General features: G+C 55.7%; 16 protein-coding genes. 9 read left to right on the forward strand and 7 right to left on the reverse strand.

The features are described 5' to 3' along the window. The first annotated feature begins 31 nt into the window (after positions 1 to 31). Positions 32 to 580: a 50S ribosomal protein L7/L12-serine acetyltransferase gene (gene rimL, locus C1N69_RS10885; RefSeq protein ID WP_155031164.1), complete on the forward strand. Its 549-nt coding sequence runs from the start codon at positions 32 to 34 to the stop codon at positions 578 to 580. Here rimL and ydcK read toward each other — a convergent pair. Then, positions 575 to 1555, reverse strand: a complete 981-nt coding sequence (ydcK, locus tag C1N69_RS10890; protein WP_155031165.1) for a YdcK family protein — start codon at positions 1553 to 1555, stop codon at positions 575 to 577. The genes rimL and ydcK overlap by 6 nt on opposite strands. A 128-nt stretch (positions 1556 to 1683) precedes the next feature. Here ydcK and tehB point away from each other — a divergent pair, with 128 nt between their 5' ends. Beyond that, the gene (gene tehB, locus C1N69_RS10895) at positions 1684 to 2277 is read left to right on the forward strand and encodes a tellurite resistance methyltransferase TehB (RefSeq protein WP_155031166.1); all 594 of its coding nucleotides are present in this window, start codon (positions 1684 to 1686) and stop codon (positions 2275 to 2277) included. On the opposite strand, the gene pepT is transcribed toward tehB, so the two are convergent. Continuing rightward, positions 2274 to 3503, reverse strand: coding sequence for a peptidase T (gene pepT, locus C1N69_RS10900; RefSeq protein ID WP_155031167.1), 1230 nt, complete (start codon positions 3501 to 3503; stop codon positions 2274 to 2276). The two genes, tehB and pepT, sit on opposite strands and share 4 nt — an antisense overlap. A gap of 111 nt (positions 3504 to 3614) precedes the next feature. Between pepT and C1N69_RS10905 the strand changes: the two genes are divergently transcribed. Together C1N69_RS10905 and C1N69_RS10910 are read left to right on the forward strand one after the other, a co-directional pair. Continuing rightward, a complete protein-coding gene (locus C1N69_RS10905) occupies positions 3615 to 5210 on the forward strand; it encodes an ABC transporter substrate-binding protein (protein WP_059386569.1) in 1596 nt (531 codons plus the stop codon). Positions 5211 to 5345: 135 nt separating this feature from the next. Beyond that, complete coding sequence (locus tag C1N69_RS10910) at positions 5346 to 6020, forward strand: DUF3313 domain-containing protein (protein ID WP_025756399.1); 675 nt, start codon at positions 5346 to 5348, stop codon at positions 6018 to 6020. A 34-nt stretch (positions 6021 to 6054) separates the two neighbouring features. On the opposite strand, the gene C1N69_RS10915 is transcribed toward C1N69_RS10910, so the two are convergent. After that, positions 6055 to 6951 carry a DMT family transporter gene (locus tag C1N69_RS10915; RefSeq protein WP_045284367.1) on the reverse strand — a complete coding sequence of 299 codons (897 nt, stop codon included), beginning with the start codon at positions 6949 to 6951 and terminating at the stop codon, positions 6055 to 6057. Positions 6952 to 7124: 173 nt separating this feature from the next. On the opposite strand from C1N69_RS10915, the gene C1N69_RS10920 reads away from it, so the two are divergent. Further along, complete coding sequence (locus C1N69_RS10920) at positions 7125 to 7997, forward strand: helix-turn-helix transcriptional regulator (RefSeq protein WP_025756401.1); 873 nt, start codon at positions 7125 to 7127, stop codon at positions 7995 to 7997. On the opposite strand, the gene C1N69_RS10925 is transcribed toward C1N69_RS10920, so the two are convergent. Further along, entirely contained in the window at positions 7977 to 9143 is a 1167-nt protein-coding gene (locus tag C1N69_RS10925; protein ID WP_155031168.1) for a benzoate/H(+) symporter BenE family transporter, read from the reverse strand. The genes C1N69_RS10920 and C1N69_RS10925 overlap by 21 nt on opposite strands. Positions 9144 to 9235: 92 nt before the next feature. Between C1N69_RS10925 and C1N69_RS10930 the strand changes: the two genes are divergently transcribed. After that, a complete protein-coding gene (locus C1N69_RS10930; RefSeq protein WP_025756402.1) occupies positions 9236 to 9763 on the forward strand; it encodes a helix-turn-helix domain-containing protein in 528 nt (175 codons plus the stop codon). 80 nt (positions 9764 to 9843) lie between these two features. Further along, entirely contained in the window at positions 9844 to 11808 is a 1965-nt protein-coding gene (locus C1N69_RS10935; protein ID WP_155031169.1) for a peptidase U32 family protein, read from the forward strand. Here C1N69_RS10935 and C1N69_RS10940 read toward each other — a convergent pair whose 3' ends face one another. Continuing rightward, positions 11809 to 12036 (reverse strand): DUF2554 family protein, encoded by a 228-nt coding sequence (locus C1N69_RS10940; RefSeq protein ID WP_224752908.1) that lies wholly within the window; start codon positions 12034 to 12036, stop codon positions 11809 to 11811. A gap of 244 nt (positions 12037 to 12280) precedes the next feature. Between C1N69_RS10940 and C1N69_RS10945 the strand changes: the two genes are divergently transcribed. Next, positions 12281 to 12643, forward strand: a complete 363-nt coding sequence (locus tag C1N69_RS10945) for a hypothetical protein (protein ID WP_025756405.1) — start codon at positions 12281 to 12283, stop codon at positions 12641 to 12643. 165 nt (positions 12644 to 12808) lie between these two features. Here C1N69_RS10945 and C1N69_RS10950 read toward each other — a convergent pair whose 3' ends face one another. Both C1N69_RS10950 and ftrA read right to left on the reverse strand, forming a co-directional pair. After that, complete coding sequence (locus C1N69_RS10950; RefSeq protein ID WP_155031170.1) at positions 12809 to 13345, reverse strand: dihydrofolate reductase family protein; 537 nt, start codon at positions 13343 to 13345, stop codon at positions 12809 to 12811. 47 nt (positions 13346 to 13392) lie between these two features. After that, positions 13393 to 14400 carry a transcriptional regulator FtrA gene (gene ftrA / locus C1N69_RS10955; RefSeq protein WP_094917390.1) on the reverse strand — a complete coding sequence of 336 codons (1008 nt, stop codon included), beginning with the start codon at positions 14398 to 14400 and terminating at the stop codon, positions 13393 to 13395. Between the two features lie 73 nt (positions 14401 to 14473). Between ftrA and C1N69_RS10960 the strand changes: the two genes are divergently transcribed. Continuing rightward, complete coding sequence (locus C1N69_RS10960) at positions 14474 to 14887, forward strand: rhodanese-like domain-containing protein (protein ID WP_059386563.1); 414 nt, start codon at positions 14474 to 14476, stop codon at positions 14885 to 14887. Positions 14888 to 14898 lie beyond the last annotated feature (11 nt).

Genomic DNA, 14898 nt, shown 5'->3' on the forward strand with positions numbered 1-14898 from the left:
TCCCTCCGGGAGAGGGTTAGGGTGAGGGGCAATGACCGCAGCAAAATCCGAAATTATCCCGGTATCTGACGCTATCGAACTTCGCGCCGTCGAAGAGCGCTATGCCACTGAGCTGCACAACCTCGTCGTCAAAAACAGAACCTGGCTGCAAAGCGCGTTTGACTGGGCGCATCATGCGGTCAGCGAAGAGGATACCCGCCGCAACGTGCAAAGTAACCAGATGCTGCACCAGCGCGGCTACGCCAAAATGTTTTTGATCTTCAGCGATGATGCGCTGGTCGGCGTGCTGTCGTTTAACACCATTGAACCGACCAACAAAGCCGGGTACATCGGCTACTGGCTGGATGAAGACCATCAGGGGCAGGGTATTCTCTCTCAGTCACTGCAGGCATTTATGCGCTACTACGCTGAGCGCGGTGAGATCCGTCGTTTTGTGATTAAGTGTCGGGTCGCGAATCAGAACAGCAACAACGTTGCCCTGCGCAACGGCTTTACGCTGGAAGGGTGTCTGCGGGAAGCGGAATACCTGAAGGGCGCCTTTGATGACGTAAATATCTACGGCAAGATTTACGCCCTATAGCGCCCCCAGCAGCGGGGTGCGGGTAATGCGCTGCGCGCCGTTAATCACTTTTTCACCGCGCAGGTGAATGCTCTCGCCAGCAAAGGCTTCAACTACCGCATCGTCGGTGATTTCAACCCGATGCTCAATCAGCACGTCACCGCTGATCCGCGCGCGGCCCTGAATGACCACCTTATCGTCCAGCATGATCGGCCCACCGCGCAGCCATGCCTGACCGCCTATCAGCACGTGATGCTTGATGACGCAGTTGCCTTCCACTACTGCATTTTCCGCCACCTGGGAGCTGTAGCGCAGCGTCGGGATGGCATCGTCGTCAAGACCGGCAATCACCCGGGCGTTACCATAGACTTTTGCGCAATCGCACACCCAGACGTTATTCAGATCGTTACCGTCGAGGATGGCGTTGTCGAATATTTCGGCGCGGTGCTCAACAAACGCAAAGCTGACCATCGCCTCACCGTAGATTTGCGCCTGGTGGACAATGCGCGACTGGCTCACCGTCGCCTTATCGTAAATTTGCAGGATCTGTTCGTGGTCCGGCGTCAGTCCTTTGGCCGCAATGACCACGCTGTGATGCAGCACGCGAGCCTCGCCGTAAATATGGCATTCACCCCGCACGCAGGATTGTTGAATGGTGACGTTGTCACTTATTCGCGCCCCGTGGCTCACCTCCGCGCCATCCAGCCAGCAGTTGTCCCCGATATGCGCATCATGGCTCACGGTGCAAGGCAGGGTGAGGCGCGCGTTGCCGGCCACGGTTGCCCCGGCGAACACTACGCTGTTTTCGTCGTAGATCCAGCAGTGACCGTCCTGCGCGAGGGCGCGCTCATCGTCTATCCAGCCGCCTCGGGTACCGGCTTTTACGTCGTTAAAATCCGCCGTGGCGATAATCTGTCGCAGCGTCGTTGAGTGGGTAGTCTCGCCGTTTTTCCATTGCCAGAGGCGGGTTTCGTCGCTGAGGCGATATTTATTCATGTTCGTGTCTCTGATAAGCGTCATAAGTAAACGTAGCAAAGTTTTCGGTTTTCGAAGGGCTGGCAACCCTGCGGCAAACGCCATAAAATGGCATTCAAAATGCATTTTAAAGAGACGCAGGAAAAACAATGACCGTCGATGAGAATTACTTCACAGAAAAATATGGACTCACCCGCACGCACTCAGAGGTGCTGTACAGCGCGAAAATCGTGAAGCCTGGTAAAACCCTCGATCTCGGCTGCGGCAATGGTCGCAACAGCCTGTATCTCGCCGCCAACGGCTACGAGGTGACCGCGTGGGACAAGAACCCGATGAGCATTGATAACATCGAGCGCATCAAAGCGGCGGAATGTATTGAGGGTCTGCAAACGGCGATCAAGGATCTCAACAGCCTGAGCTTTGATGGCGAGTACGATTTTATACTCTCCACCGTGGTGCTGATGTTCCTACAGCCAGACACCATCCCGGGTCTTATCGCCAACATGCAGCGCTGCACCACGCCGGGCGGTTACAATCTGATTGTCGCCGCCATGGATACGGCAGATTATCCCTGCACGGTCGGTTTCCCGTTTGCATTCAAAAGCGGTGAGCTGAGCAACTATTACGAAGGCTGGGAGCTGAGTAAATACAACGAAGATCCCGGCGAACTGCACCGCACCGATGAAAACGGGAACCGCATTAAACTGCGCTTTGCCACTCTGCTGGCGCGCAAGCCCGCTTAACGGGCGGCCAGCAGACACAGCTGCAGGGCGGTATGGTAAGAGGCCTCGAACGACGACAGCGGCAGGAATTCAAACTTCGAGTGGAAGTTATGCGCGCCGGTAAAGAAGTTCGGCGTGAGTAAGCCTTTTGCCGAGAGCGCCGCCCCGTCCGTACCGCCGCGCATTGGCGTCGGTTTTGGCGTGATGCCGAGCGATTCCATCGCCTCAAACATCAGATCGATAGCGCGCCTGTCTTCGCCAATCGCATTGCTGATATTGCTGTAGGTATCTTCAATGCGATAGTCCACGTTGGCCGTCGGATAGCGGGCGGCAATCCGCGCGGCGATGTCGGCAATCTGCTGTTTGCGTGCAGCAAAGTTCTCTTTATCGAAATCCCGGATATTGGCCTTCAGTACGGCCTCGTTCTGCCCGGCCTGGAGGCCGTTAAACCAGATATAGCCTTCGCGACCTTCGGTACACTCTGGCGTTTGCTGGCGATCAAAATGGCTGATGTAGTCAGTCGCCATCAGCAGGGGATTGACCAGCACGCCTTTCGCGGACATCGGGTGCGCCGTCACACCGGTAAAACGGATCTCGGCGGCGGCCGCATTGAAATTCTCGTAAACGATTTCGCCCAGCTCGCAGCAGTCGATGGTCCAGGCGAAGTCGACATCGAAGCGTTTCAGATCCAGCGCTTTGGCACCGTTCAGACCGATCTCTTCGTCAGGCACGAACGCCACGACGATATCCCCATGCTGATGTTCTGCCGTCAGGTTTTCCAGCACCGTCATCACGACGGTGACCGCCGCTTTATTATCTGCGCCCAGTACGCTGGTTCCGTCGCTGAAAATAATCTCTTCATTTGGGTAGGCGAGAATTTCGGGGTGCTCTTTTACCCGCAGCCAAATCCCTTTCTCTTTATTCAGACAGAGGTCTTCACCGGTAAACGTTAATATTTGTGGATGAATATCCGGTGATAATCCCACGTCGACAGTATCAATATGGGTAATAAAGCCGATGCGCGGCGCACCGGGGACGTTGCCTTTTTTGACCGCTGTCACCGTGGCGAATTCGTCAATCACAATGTCGTCTAAACCCAGCTGTGTCAGCTCCTGCGCCAGTTCCCGCGCCATATCGTGCTGGCCCGGGGTCGAGGGCAGGGTTTTTACTCTGGGATCGCTCTGGCTGGTGATGGCGAGATAGCGAAAAAAGCGGTGCGTTAATTGTCTGGAAAGTGGCGAGCCCATAGTGATTTGTTCCTTATTTATTTTTCGGGTGTTTGCCACATCACTTTAATGTTATTTATGAAATGGCAAAAGAATTAATTAGCCGTCGAATTAAAAAGACAGGAATATACGATGACAAGCAAACTTACAACTTTCACGCTGGCACTCGCGGCGCTGACGGTCAGCTCCGCTGTCGCCGCGAAAACGCTGGTGTATTGCTCCGAAGGATCGCCGGAAAACTTTAATCCTCAGTTATACACCTCGGGAACCAGCGTCGACGCCAGCGCCGTGCCGGTCTATAACCGGCTGGTCGATTTCAAACCCGGCACCACGGAGCTGGTGCCGAGCCTGGCGGAGCGCTGGGAGGTGAGCGACGACGGCAAGGTTTACACCTTCTATCTGCGTAAAGGCGTCAAGTTCCAGAGCAATAAATCCTTCACGCCGACCCGCGACTTTAACGCCGATGACGTGATTTTCTCGTTTATGCGGCAGAAAGACGTCAACCATCCCTATCACAACGTCTCAAACGGCAGCTACTCCAACTTCGAAAGCCTGGAGTTTGGCAGCCTGATTACCGCCATTGATAAAGTTGATGACCACACCGTACGGTTTACGCTGGCGCACCCGGAAGCGCCGTTTGTTGCCGATCTGGCATGGTATTTTGCCTCTGTTCTGTCGGCGGAATATGCCGACGCGATGCTGAAAGCGGGGACGCCTGAAAAGGTGGACATGGAGCCGATCGGCACCGGTCCGTTTAAGCTGGCGCAGTATCAGAAAGATTCTCGCATTTTGTTTACCGCCTTCCCGGACTACTGGCAGGGGAAATCGAAGCTGGATCGGCTGGTGTTTACCATCACCCCGGATGCCTCCGTGCGTTTTGCCAAAATCGAGAAGAACGAATGCCAGGTGATGCCGTTCCCGAACCCGGCAGACCTGCCGCGTATGAAGGCGAACAAAGATATCAACCTGATGAGCAAGGCGGGGCTGAATACCGGCTTCCTGGCGTTCAATACCCAAAAGCCGCCGCTGGATAACGTGAAAGTCCGCCAGGCGCTGGCGATGGCCATCAACAAACCGGCCATTATTGACGCGGTGTTCCACGGCACCGGCACGGCGGCGAAGAACCTGCTGCCGCCGGGCGTCTGGAGTGCCGACAGCGAGCTGAAGGATTACGACTACGATCCGGAGAAGGCGAAAGCGCTGCTGAAAGAGGCCGGTTTTGCCAACGGCGTCAGCATCGACTTATGGGCGATGCCGGTCCAGCGGCCCTACAACCCGAATGCGAAACGCATGGCGGAGATGATTCAGGCAGACTGGGCGAAAGTTGGTGTGCAGACCAAAATTGTCACCTACGAATGGGGTGAATACCTTAAACGCGTGAAGGGTGGAGAGCATCAGGCCGCACTGATGGGCTGGACGACGGCCACCGGCGATCCGGATAATTTCTTCGGCCCGCTGTTTACCTGCACCTCGGCGAATGGCGGCTCAAACTCGGCGAAATGGTGCTACAAGCCGTTTGATAAGATCATCGCTGAGGCCAAATCGATAACCGATCATGATAAACGGGTGGCGCTCTATAAAGAGGCGCAGCAGATTATGCATGACCAGATGCCTGCGGTAATGATTGCGCATTCAACGATTTTCGAGCCGGTACGCAAGGAAGTGAAGGGCTATGAAATAGACCCGTTTGGCAAACATCTGTTCTGGCAAGTGGATATCAATCAGTAACTTTTCACTGCCCGGCACGCGTCCGGGCAGTCTTTTTGCAATTTGTGCTACCCGCATCATTTTTTGTCACAACAAACCCGCCAGACTTTTGCTATAACTTCAAGTGCATACTTGCATATAACATGGAAAATCATCATGCGTACTCACTCTTTTTTTAAAGTTGCAGTGCTTACTGGTCTGTTGGCGTTGGCGGGATGTTCTTCAAAAGTCGCCGCACCTGAGCAATATTCTGGCTTTTTAAAAGATTACTCGGGTTTACAGCAAACGACGTCCGCGACAGGTAAGCCTACCCTGCGTTGGGTAGATCCTGCTTATAACGAAGCTAACTACGACAGTATTATCTGGACGCCAATTACCTATTATCCAACGCCAAAACCCACCACTCAAATCGGGCAAAAAACGCTTGATGAGCTGTTGAATTACACCAATAACAAAATGAAAACCGCTATTGGTACGCGTAAGCCGATTGTGACTACGCCGGGTAAACACAGCCTGATTTTCCGCGGTGCCATTACCGGGGTGAGTTCGCAGAAAGAGGGACTGCAGTTCTATGAAGTGGTGCCTGTTGCGCTGGTGGTTGCCGGTACGCAGATGGCAACCGGACATCGCACCATGGATACCCATCTCTACTTTGAAGGTGAGCTGATCGATGCGGCGACCAATAAACCGGTCATGAAGGTCGTGCGTAAAGGCGAAGGTAAAGAGCTGAATAACGAAAATACACCAATGACCTTCGCGACGCTGAAGCAGGTTGTTGATGACATGGCAACGGACGCCACCATGTTTGATGTGAAAAAAACCGCGAAATAATCTAAAAAGGCCTGCGTGAGCAGGCCTTTTTTATTTACGCCGTCCGCAAGCGTCTGAACCAGGTTTCCGGTTTGGTAAACATCACCATATTTCCCCCCAGAATCAGCACCAATCCAACAATGCCGTTGATATGCCAGACGTAGCCTTCATACACCGTGGAGATGGAGAGCGCCACCAGCGGAAAAAGCAGCGTGCTGTAGGCCGCTTTGCCCGGGCCAATGCGGCCCACCAGCGTGAAGTACGCGCCAAACGCAATCACCGAGCCAAACAGAGCCAGATAGACCAGCGCGCCCATATAGCTCAGCGTCCACTCCGGCACGAAGCTATCGCCTCTGAACAGCGCAATGCAGCCCATCACCAGCGTGCCATAGAGCATCGCCCAGGCGTTGGTGGTCATGGTTTCGAGGCCTCTGCGCTGATGGCGCATGCTGATCATATTGCCCAGCGAAAAGCCGTAGGTACCGAGTGCGGAAAGCCCAATGCCCGTCAGCAGTGACGCACTCCAGCCGCTGGCCAGCAGATCGTCCCAGAAGAGGGTGATGATCCCGACCAGGCCCAGTGCCGCAGCCGTCCAGAAGCGCGCCGGTGGGCGCTGCCCGAAGAAAATAAAGCTGTTAATGGCGTTATAGAGCACGGCCATGGAGAAGATCACCGACTCCAGCCCGGTGTTGATATGTGCCGCTGCCGTGTAAAAACACCAGAAGTTAAAGCAGAAAACACAGCATCCCTGCAGCAGGCAAAACAGGTGATCCCGTAGCGCCAGCGTACGCAGACGGCGCAGGGCGAGTAACACCACCATCATCGTGAGGCTGGCGACCGCGAAGCGCCAGAAAATCGACACCGGCGCTGCCACCGGTCCCTGCTGCAGGAAAATCGCAATCCAGGTGGTTCCCCAGATAATCACCACCAGTCCGTATAATAATGCGTTCATATTCTTCTCTTCTTAAACCACCGAAGCCCGCAGTATGGCGCGGCATCCCGCACCGGGCTTTCACCGACTTGCGGGAGACTTGCAAAATCTTGCGCTTTTTTCTTTCACGGGGACTGGCAACGGGCGACAACTCTTCTTAGACTGAGATCCCTGTCCATCACGCGCTAACGGTTATGTCTCACGCTTACGATACCTTTGAAACGCTCAGCCAACAGAATGCAGTCCTGCGGGGAACCGTCTCGCTGAATTCCGGTATTCAGCTGGCCGCGTGGTACAACAAGCACGATACGATAACGGTGAAAAGTAACCATCACACCCTGAGCCTGTACGTGGCGGACGGTTACGAAAGCTATCAAAAAACGCCGGGCGGCTGGAAAAACGGCGGGGGGCCGGACCGTTTCTGTTTGATGCCCAAAGAGAGCGAATCAACGTGGGATATCCGGGATGACCTGTCGTTTGTGCATCTCTACTGTACCGATGAGCACCTGCGCGACGTGGGAGAGAAAATCTGGGACAAGCGGCCGCTGTCGCTGACCCTGGACGAACGCATTTTTGGCAGCGATCCCAAGATCACCGCGCTGTATCGCCAGTTCTTACTGGGCTGTGACTGGCAGCAAAACGCCAACCAGCTCACCCTGAGCACGGCCTCTACGCTGCTGCTGACTCATCTGCTGCAAAACTACGCCAACGTGCAGTGGAAACTGCCGGTCGTCACCGGCGGGTTATCGCCGTTTGTTCTGCGCAACGTGCTGGCCTTTATCGAAGAGAACCTGGGGCAGCCCCTGACGCTGGCCGAACTGGCGGCGCAGGCCGCCCTCAGTGAATACCATTTTGCCCGCATGTTCCGCCAGTCGACGGGGCTGGCGCCGCATCAGTACGTGATGCACAGGCGAATGGTCAAAGCGAAAGAGCTGGTGCAGCATACCTCCATGCCGCTGACGGACATTGCGCTGGCCTGCGGGTTTAACTCCGCCAGCCACTTCAGCAACCGCTTTCGCAGCGTGACGGGCATGACACCCTCACAGCTACGTGCGGCGAGCGCGTGAGAACAGGGAATAGCACACGCAGCCCAACACCAGCCCCCAGAATGCCGAACCAATCCCCATCAGCGTGACGCCGCTTGCGGTCATCAGAAACGTGACGATGGCCGCGTCGCGCTCCGCTTCGTGATGTAATGCCTGATATAAACTCCCGCTGATGGTTCCCAGTAGCGCCAGACCGGCCAGCGTCTGGATCCAGCTAAGCGGCAGGGCGGCCATCAACCCGGTAATGGAGCCGCCGAAAATCCCCGCCAGCAGATAAAACCCGCCAGCGGCAATGGCTGCCAGCCAGCGCTTATCCGCATCCGGGTGGGCATCCGGGCTTTGACAAATGGCGGCGGTTATCGCCGCTATGCAGATGGAAAAGACGCCAAACGGCGAAAACAGCAGCGCCAGTCCACCCGTCACGATGATTAGCGGGGAGACCGCCAGCGGATATCCCGACGCTTTCATCGTGGCGAACCCCGGCGCATTTTGCGAGGCCATGGTCACGAGGAAGAAGGGCACGCCAATGCTGACCAGGCTGGTGAAGGTGAACGTAGGCGCAACAAATTCAGGCATCACCAGGGAGAGGGTTAGCCTGTCGGTGACAACGTCACCGCTTATCCATGCCACAATACCGCCTGCCAGCAGCGTGACCACGATGGCATAACGCGGGGCCAGCGCTTTTGCCAGCAGCCATGCCGCAATCATGCTGCCGCACAGCAAAAAGTGCCATTCAAGATGCGCAAACGCATGCAGGCCAAACTGCAAAAGCACACCCGCCAGCATGGCTGCGGCAAGGGAATGGGGGATCAGCTTCATCAGCCGGGCGAATAACCCGGTGATGCCGCAGAGCAGGATAAGCGCGTTGGCAAAAATGAATACACCGACGGTTTCTGCCAGCGTGACGCCGTGCAGGCTGGTGGCCAGCAGCGCGGCACCGGGCGTGGACCAGGCGGTAAGCACCGGCGCTTTATACCACCAGGAAAGCGCCAGCGTGCTGACGCCCATCCCTATTCCCAGGGCGGTCATCCAGCCTGCGATCTGCTGTGCGCTGGCACCCGCTGCGGCAGCGGCCTGCCAGATAATGGCAGCAGAACTGGCGTAACCCACCAGAACGGCGACGAAGCCCGCCAGCGTGACGGGAATGAAATGAGAGGAAGGGCGCATGGGAACTCCGTTGTGCGTTATAACGTCCGGAATAAGGTAACACTGTGCGTTATAGCGTACAAGTGGTATGCTGGGCCTCACCAGGAGGGAACATGGACATCACACTGCATCTTGCAACAACACTGAAAACGCTGCGCCAGGCGCGCGGCTGGAGTTTGTCGAAGCTCGCGGACGAGACCGGCGTATCAAAAGCTATGCTCGGGCAAATTGAGCGCAATGAGTCCAGCCCGACGGTGTCGACACTGTGGAAAATCGCCACCGGACTGAACGTACCGTTTTCCGCGTTTATCACCCCGGAGGCGGACCGGCAGGCCGTCTTTGACCCGCAGCAGCAGGCGATGGTGGTGAAACCGCTGTTTCCGTGGGACGAAACGCTGAAGTTTGATCATTTCTCCATTACCCTGGCACCGGGCGCGCTGAGCGAGTCCACGCCGCATGAAGCGGGGGTGATTGAACATGTGGTGGTGATCAGCGGTGAGCTGGAGATGAAACTTGAGGGACAGTGGCAGACCCTTTCTGCCGATTCAGGCGTGCGTTTTGCTGGTGATAAACCGCACGCATACCGTAACAGCAGCGACCGGCCGGTGCATTTTCATTCGCTGATCCATTATCCCCGCTAAGGCTACGCAAAACTGTTTCGCTGACGCATACTTCTGACTACAATAGCCGCCATTTTGACCATAACGGATAACGACGAAGTATGCGCCTGCAATCCCATCATCTTGAACTTTTAAGCCCGGCCCGCGACGCCGCCATTGCCCGTGAAGCGATCCTTCATGGCGCAGACGCCGTCTACATTGGCGGCCCTGGCTTCGGTGCCCGCCATAACGCCAGCAACAGCCTGAGCGATATTGCTGAACTGGTGCCGTTCGCCCACCGTTTCGGGGCGAAGGTGTTCGTCACCCTGAACACCATTCTTCATGATGATGAGCTGGAGCCTGCACAGCGTCTGATTACCGATCTCTACCAGACCGGCGTCGATGCCCTGATTGTGCAGGACATGGGCGTGCTGGAGCTGGATATTCCCCCCATTGAACTGCATGCCAGTACCCAGTGTGATATCCGCACGGTAGAGAAGGCGAAGTTTCTTTCCGACGTCGGCTTTTCGCAGATCGTTCTGGCACGCGAACTGAACCTGAATCAGATCCGCGATATCCACCAGGCGACAGACGCAACCATTGAGTTCTTTATCCACGGTGCACTGTGCGTAGCCTATTCCGGTCAGTGCAACATTTCCCACGCGCAAACGGGCCGCAGCGCCAACCGCGGCGACTGTTCTCAGGCCTGCCGTCTGCCCTATACCCTGAAAGACGATCAGGGCCGCGTCGTGGCGTTCGAAAAACATCTGCTCTCCATGAAGGATAACGATCAGACTGCCAACCTGGGCGCGCTGATCGACGCAGGCGTGCGCTCCTTCAAGATTGAAGGGCGTTACAAAGATATGAGCTACGTGAAGAACATCACCGCGCACTATCGCCAGATGCTGGATGCGATTATTGAAGACCGCGGTGACCTGGCGCGCGCGTCGGCCGGCCGCACCGAGCATTTCTTTATTCCGTCGACGGACAAAACCTTCCATCGCGGCAGTACGGACTATTTTGTCAATGCCCGCAAAGGGGATATCGGCGCGTTTGATTCCCCGAAGTTTATCGGTTTACCGGTCGGTGAAGTGCTGAAAGTGGCGAAGGATCACCTGGATGTTGAAGTGACAGAGTCGCTGGCGAATGGTGATGGCCTTAACGTGATGATCAAGCGTGAAGTGGTGGGCTTCCGCGCCAATACGGTGGAGAAAACCGGCAAAAATCGCTACCGTGTCTGGCCGAATGAAATGCCAGCCGATCTCTACAAAGCGCGACCAAACGCGGCGCTTAACCGTAACCTCGATCATAACTGGCAGCAGGCGCTGCTGAAAACCTCCAGCGAACGCCGCATTGCGGTGGATATTGAACTGGGCGGCTGGGAAGAGCAGCTGATTCTGACCATGACCTGTGAAGATGGCATCAGCGTAACCCACACGCTCGACGGTCTGTTCGAGGTGGCCAATAACGCCGAAAAAGCGCTTAACAACCTGAAGGACGGCGTGGCGAAGCTGGGGCAGACAATTTACTACGCCCGCACCATCGAGGTAAATCTGCCGGACGCGCTGTTCGTGCCGAACAGCCTGCTTAATTCGTTCCGCCGTGAAACGGCAGAGATGCTGGATGCGGCGCGCCTGGCGCAGTATCCGCGCGGCAGCCGTAAAGCTGAAACCGTCCCTGCGCCCGTTTACCCGGATACGCATTTGTCCTTCCTTGCCAACGTCTACAACCATAAAGCCCGTGAATTCTACCATCGTCACGGCGTGCAGCTGATCGACGCGGCGTATGAAGCGCATGAAGAGAAGGGCGATGTGCCGGTGATGATCACCAAGCACTGCCTGCGCTTTGCCTTCAACCTGTGTCCGAAGCAGGCGAAAGGGAATATCAAAAGCTGGAAGGCCACCCCGATGCAGCTGGTAAACGGAGACGAAGTCCTGACCCTCAAATTTGACTGTCGTCCGTGCGAAATGCATGTGATTGGCAAGATGAAAAACCACATTTTCAAAATGCCACCGCCCGGCAGTATTGTGGCGTCCGTCAGCCCGGACGATCTGATGAAAACCCTGCCGAAACGTAAGGGCAGCTAATTACCGAACGTGCGTGTCCGGTTTGCGCGATTTCTGCCACAGGTGGTGCTCGCGCAAACCCTCTGCCGACTCTTCCGCCGCGCTTCGCAATTCATCGCTGTCGGCTTCATGACGAAGCTGATGCTCCACGTTTTTCACCCAAATATATTCATGTCCTTTGTGCCCCGCCATAAGCTGCCCCGAAAACAGGGCGCAGAGCAACATCACCAGTGCCAGGCCTTTTCTCATTATCTCTTCACCACAGAATAAGAACGCGGACTATCATGGCAATAATTGCATTATGTTATTATTCAAAAATTCAAATTAACGCAAAGCCATTGTCAGGTTTTGTCGAATTAACACCATATTGAGACTTTTCTTAAAATTGAGATACCGCCGATAAACCGCCATTTCTGGTATAAAACTGGACAATAATTTTAGAGATAAATCCTATATAATAAGAATTCTCTGGCTAAGGAACGGGTCTTAATAAATGAAAAAAATAATGGTGTTGGCGCTTGTGGTGGTTGCAGCAGGGGCCGCGGCTGGCGCTCGTTATGTCAGTAATGACGCACCTGAATATATTCACTCTGCAGAAGCTCGCGTAGGATCATATTTAACCAGCGATTATGGACGCGTTGATTGTAATAGCATCAAAATTAACGACGAACGCTGGGAATTAGACTGCACTCACAAGACGCGCGGGAAAACATTCCAGTTTGCGGTCTATCCGTCCGAAAAAGCGCCATATGGCGTGTCGCGTTCGTTTTATCTTGAGGCCATCAATGATGATGCCAGACAGAGCGCTGAGCAGGGCCTGATGCGTTATTTGCAAATCAATACCCAGGCGGGTTAACAGGGCTGTTTAAGGTTCGTTGAGATAAAGAGTGATAGGTTGTATGGGATCCGCTGCCCGGCCATGACGTGTCGGGACGTAGAGACCAAAATACAAATCTATCCATGCAAGCATTTACCGCCAGATAATGGCGGTTTTTTTTTGCCAGCAGTGGCGCTACCAGCGTTATGTCGTGACCCGATAGTGCGACTGTACCAGGCCCGAAGGGAAGCTGCGGCTGGATACCAGTGTCAAATCGATATCCCGTGGAAGGGTGCCAAACAGCGGTTTTCCCGAGCCAAGCAGAACAGGAACGGTAGTAATCACCATATCGGCCACCAGTCCTTCGCGCAGGAACGACTGTATGACCTGCCCACCATCGAGATAGACGCGATGGACATTTTGCGCCGCCAGATCGTCGAGAACCTCTTTTGGCGCACGGCGGGAGAACTGCACTTTGCCCTTCAGCGCCTCCGGCACGGGCGTGTCGGCCAGTTGTCGGGAGAGCACCAGCACCGGCCGGTCATACGGCCAGGTATCAAAGGTCACCGCCTTCTCATAGCTTCCGCGCCCCATGACGATCCACTCTTTGTCCGCAATAAACGCCGTATAGCCATGGTCTTCAGTCGGATCGTCGCGCTGCAACAGCCAGTCAATATCGTCATTCTCCCGGGCGATGTAGCCATCAAGACTGACAGCGATAAAAACGTGGGTGGTGACCATCAGGTGCTCCCTTGTTAATCGTAAATGCCGATGTCCAGACTGGCTCCTTAGCGGACAGCATCCGGACGTGAAAATTGTTTGCGATACTGGGCCGGGGAAAGCGCGAACTGCTGGCGAAAATGATGACGTAGCGTCGATGCCTGACCAAACCCGGTCTGTTCAGCAATGCTGTCGATGCTTAACCGGCTGCTTTCCAGATAATCTTTCGCCCGCAACAGGCGCTCATGGAGTAACCAGCGGGCTGGCGTGGTTCCCGTCGCCGCCTCGAAGCGACGCAGAAAGGTGCGCTGGCTCATCCCAACCCGACGCGCCAGCGAGTCGACACTGTGCGCTTCATTAAGATGCTTGTGCAAAAAGTCAAACAGCTGGCCAAGTCGCTGACTTTCCCGCAGCTGCGCCACCGGGCGGCTCAGCTGCTGCGGCTGTGAACCATCCCTGTGTGGCGGAATAACCAGCCGGCGCGCCACGCTGTTGGCTGTTTCCATGCCATAATCCCGTCGCACGACATGCAGGCAGAGATCGATCCCCGCCGCACTGCCTGCGGAGGTCAGAATATCCCCTTCGTCCTGGTAGAGCACATCCTCAACCACCTCGATATCAGGGTAACGGGCTTTAAGCGCGTCAATATAACGCCAGTGCGTTGTGGCTTTACGTCCGTCCAGCAGCCCCGACGCGGCCAGCACAAACACGCCGGAACAGATGGACAGCAGCTGACAGCCCCGTGCGCTGGCCTGACGTAACGCGTGGCAGAGCGTCTCCGGAACCGGTGACTCCAGCCCCCGCCAGCCCGGCACCACGATCAGGTCGGCAGATTCAAGCAGGGAGAGATCGCCATCGGTAATGATACGGATCCCGCCCGTCGCCCGCAGTTCACCGCTATCCACGCTCGCCACCGCAAAACGGTACCAGTTGTCGCCGAGCTCGGGGCGCGGCAGGCCGAAGATCTCCACCGCCACGCCGAATTCGAAGGTACACAGACCGTCATAGGCCAGCACCACCACCTTCGGGCGGGGATGCTGTCTTAAGTTTGTCATCTTTTTGCTGTTTTCTGGCATACGTGAGCGCATTCACCGGCTGAATTTGTGGATAGAGTAGTGTTAACACAAACGCCAAAGATGAGGAAGGATCATGAGCTATGTTACTGAATTTCCGGCTGCCGAGCCGCAGGAAGCCGTCACCCATTTTCTGCGCCGTCTGAGCGTCGAAACCGATTGTGCCGATGTGCATCATGCCATCGTTAACCATGAGCAGGACTTCGTGCTGCTTCATGTGGTCGGCGGCCCGGAGCAGTTTGCCCGCCGTCATGTGCCCGGCGCAGTGCACATGCCGTGGAGTCAGATTACCGCCGGGCGCATGGCCCAGTGGCCTGAAGGCTCGCTGTTTGTCGTCTACTGCGCCGGACCACACTGTAACGGTGCGGACAGAGCCGCGCTGAAGCTGGCGCGTCTTGGGCTGCCGGTCAAAATTATGCTCGGCGGGATCACCGGCTGGGAAGATGAAAAGTACGCCTTTGCCAGCAGCGAAACCGCTGCCGCGCTGTGAAGATGAATTTT

This window comes from Enterobacter sichuanensis (assembly GCF_009036245.1).
In the GTDB taxonomy this organism is placed as follows: domain Bacteria; phylum Pseudomonadota; class Gammaproteobacteria; order Enterobacterales; family Enterobacteriaceae; genus Enterobacter; species Enterobacter sichuanensis.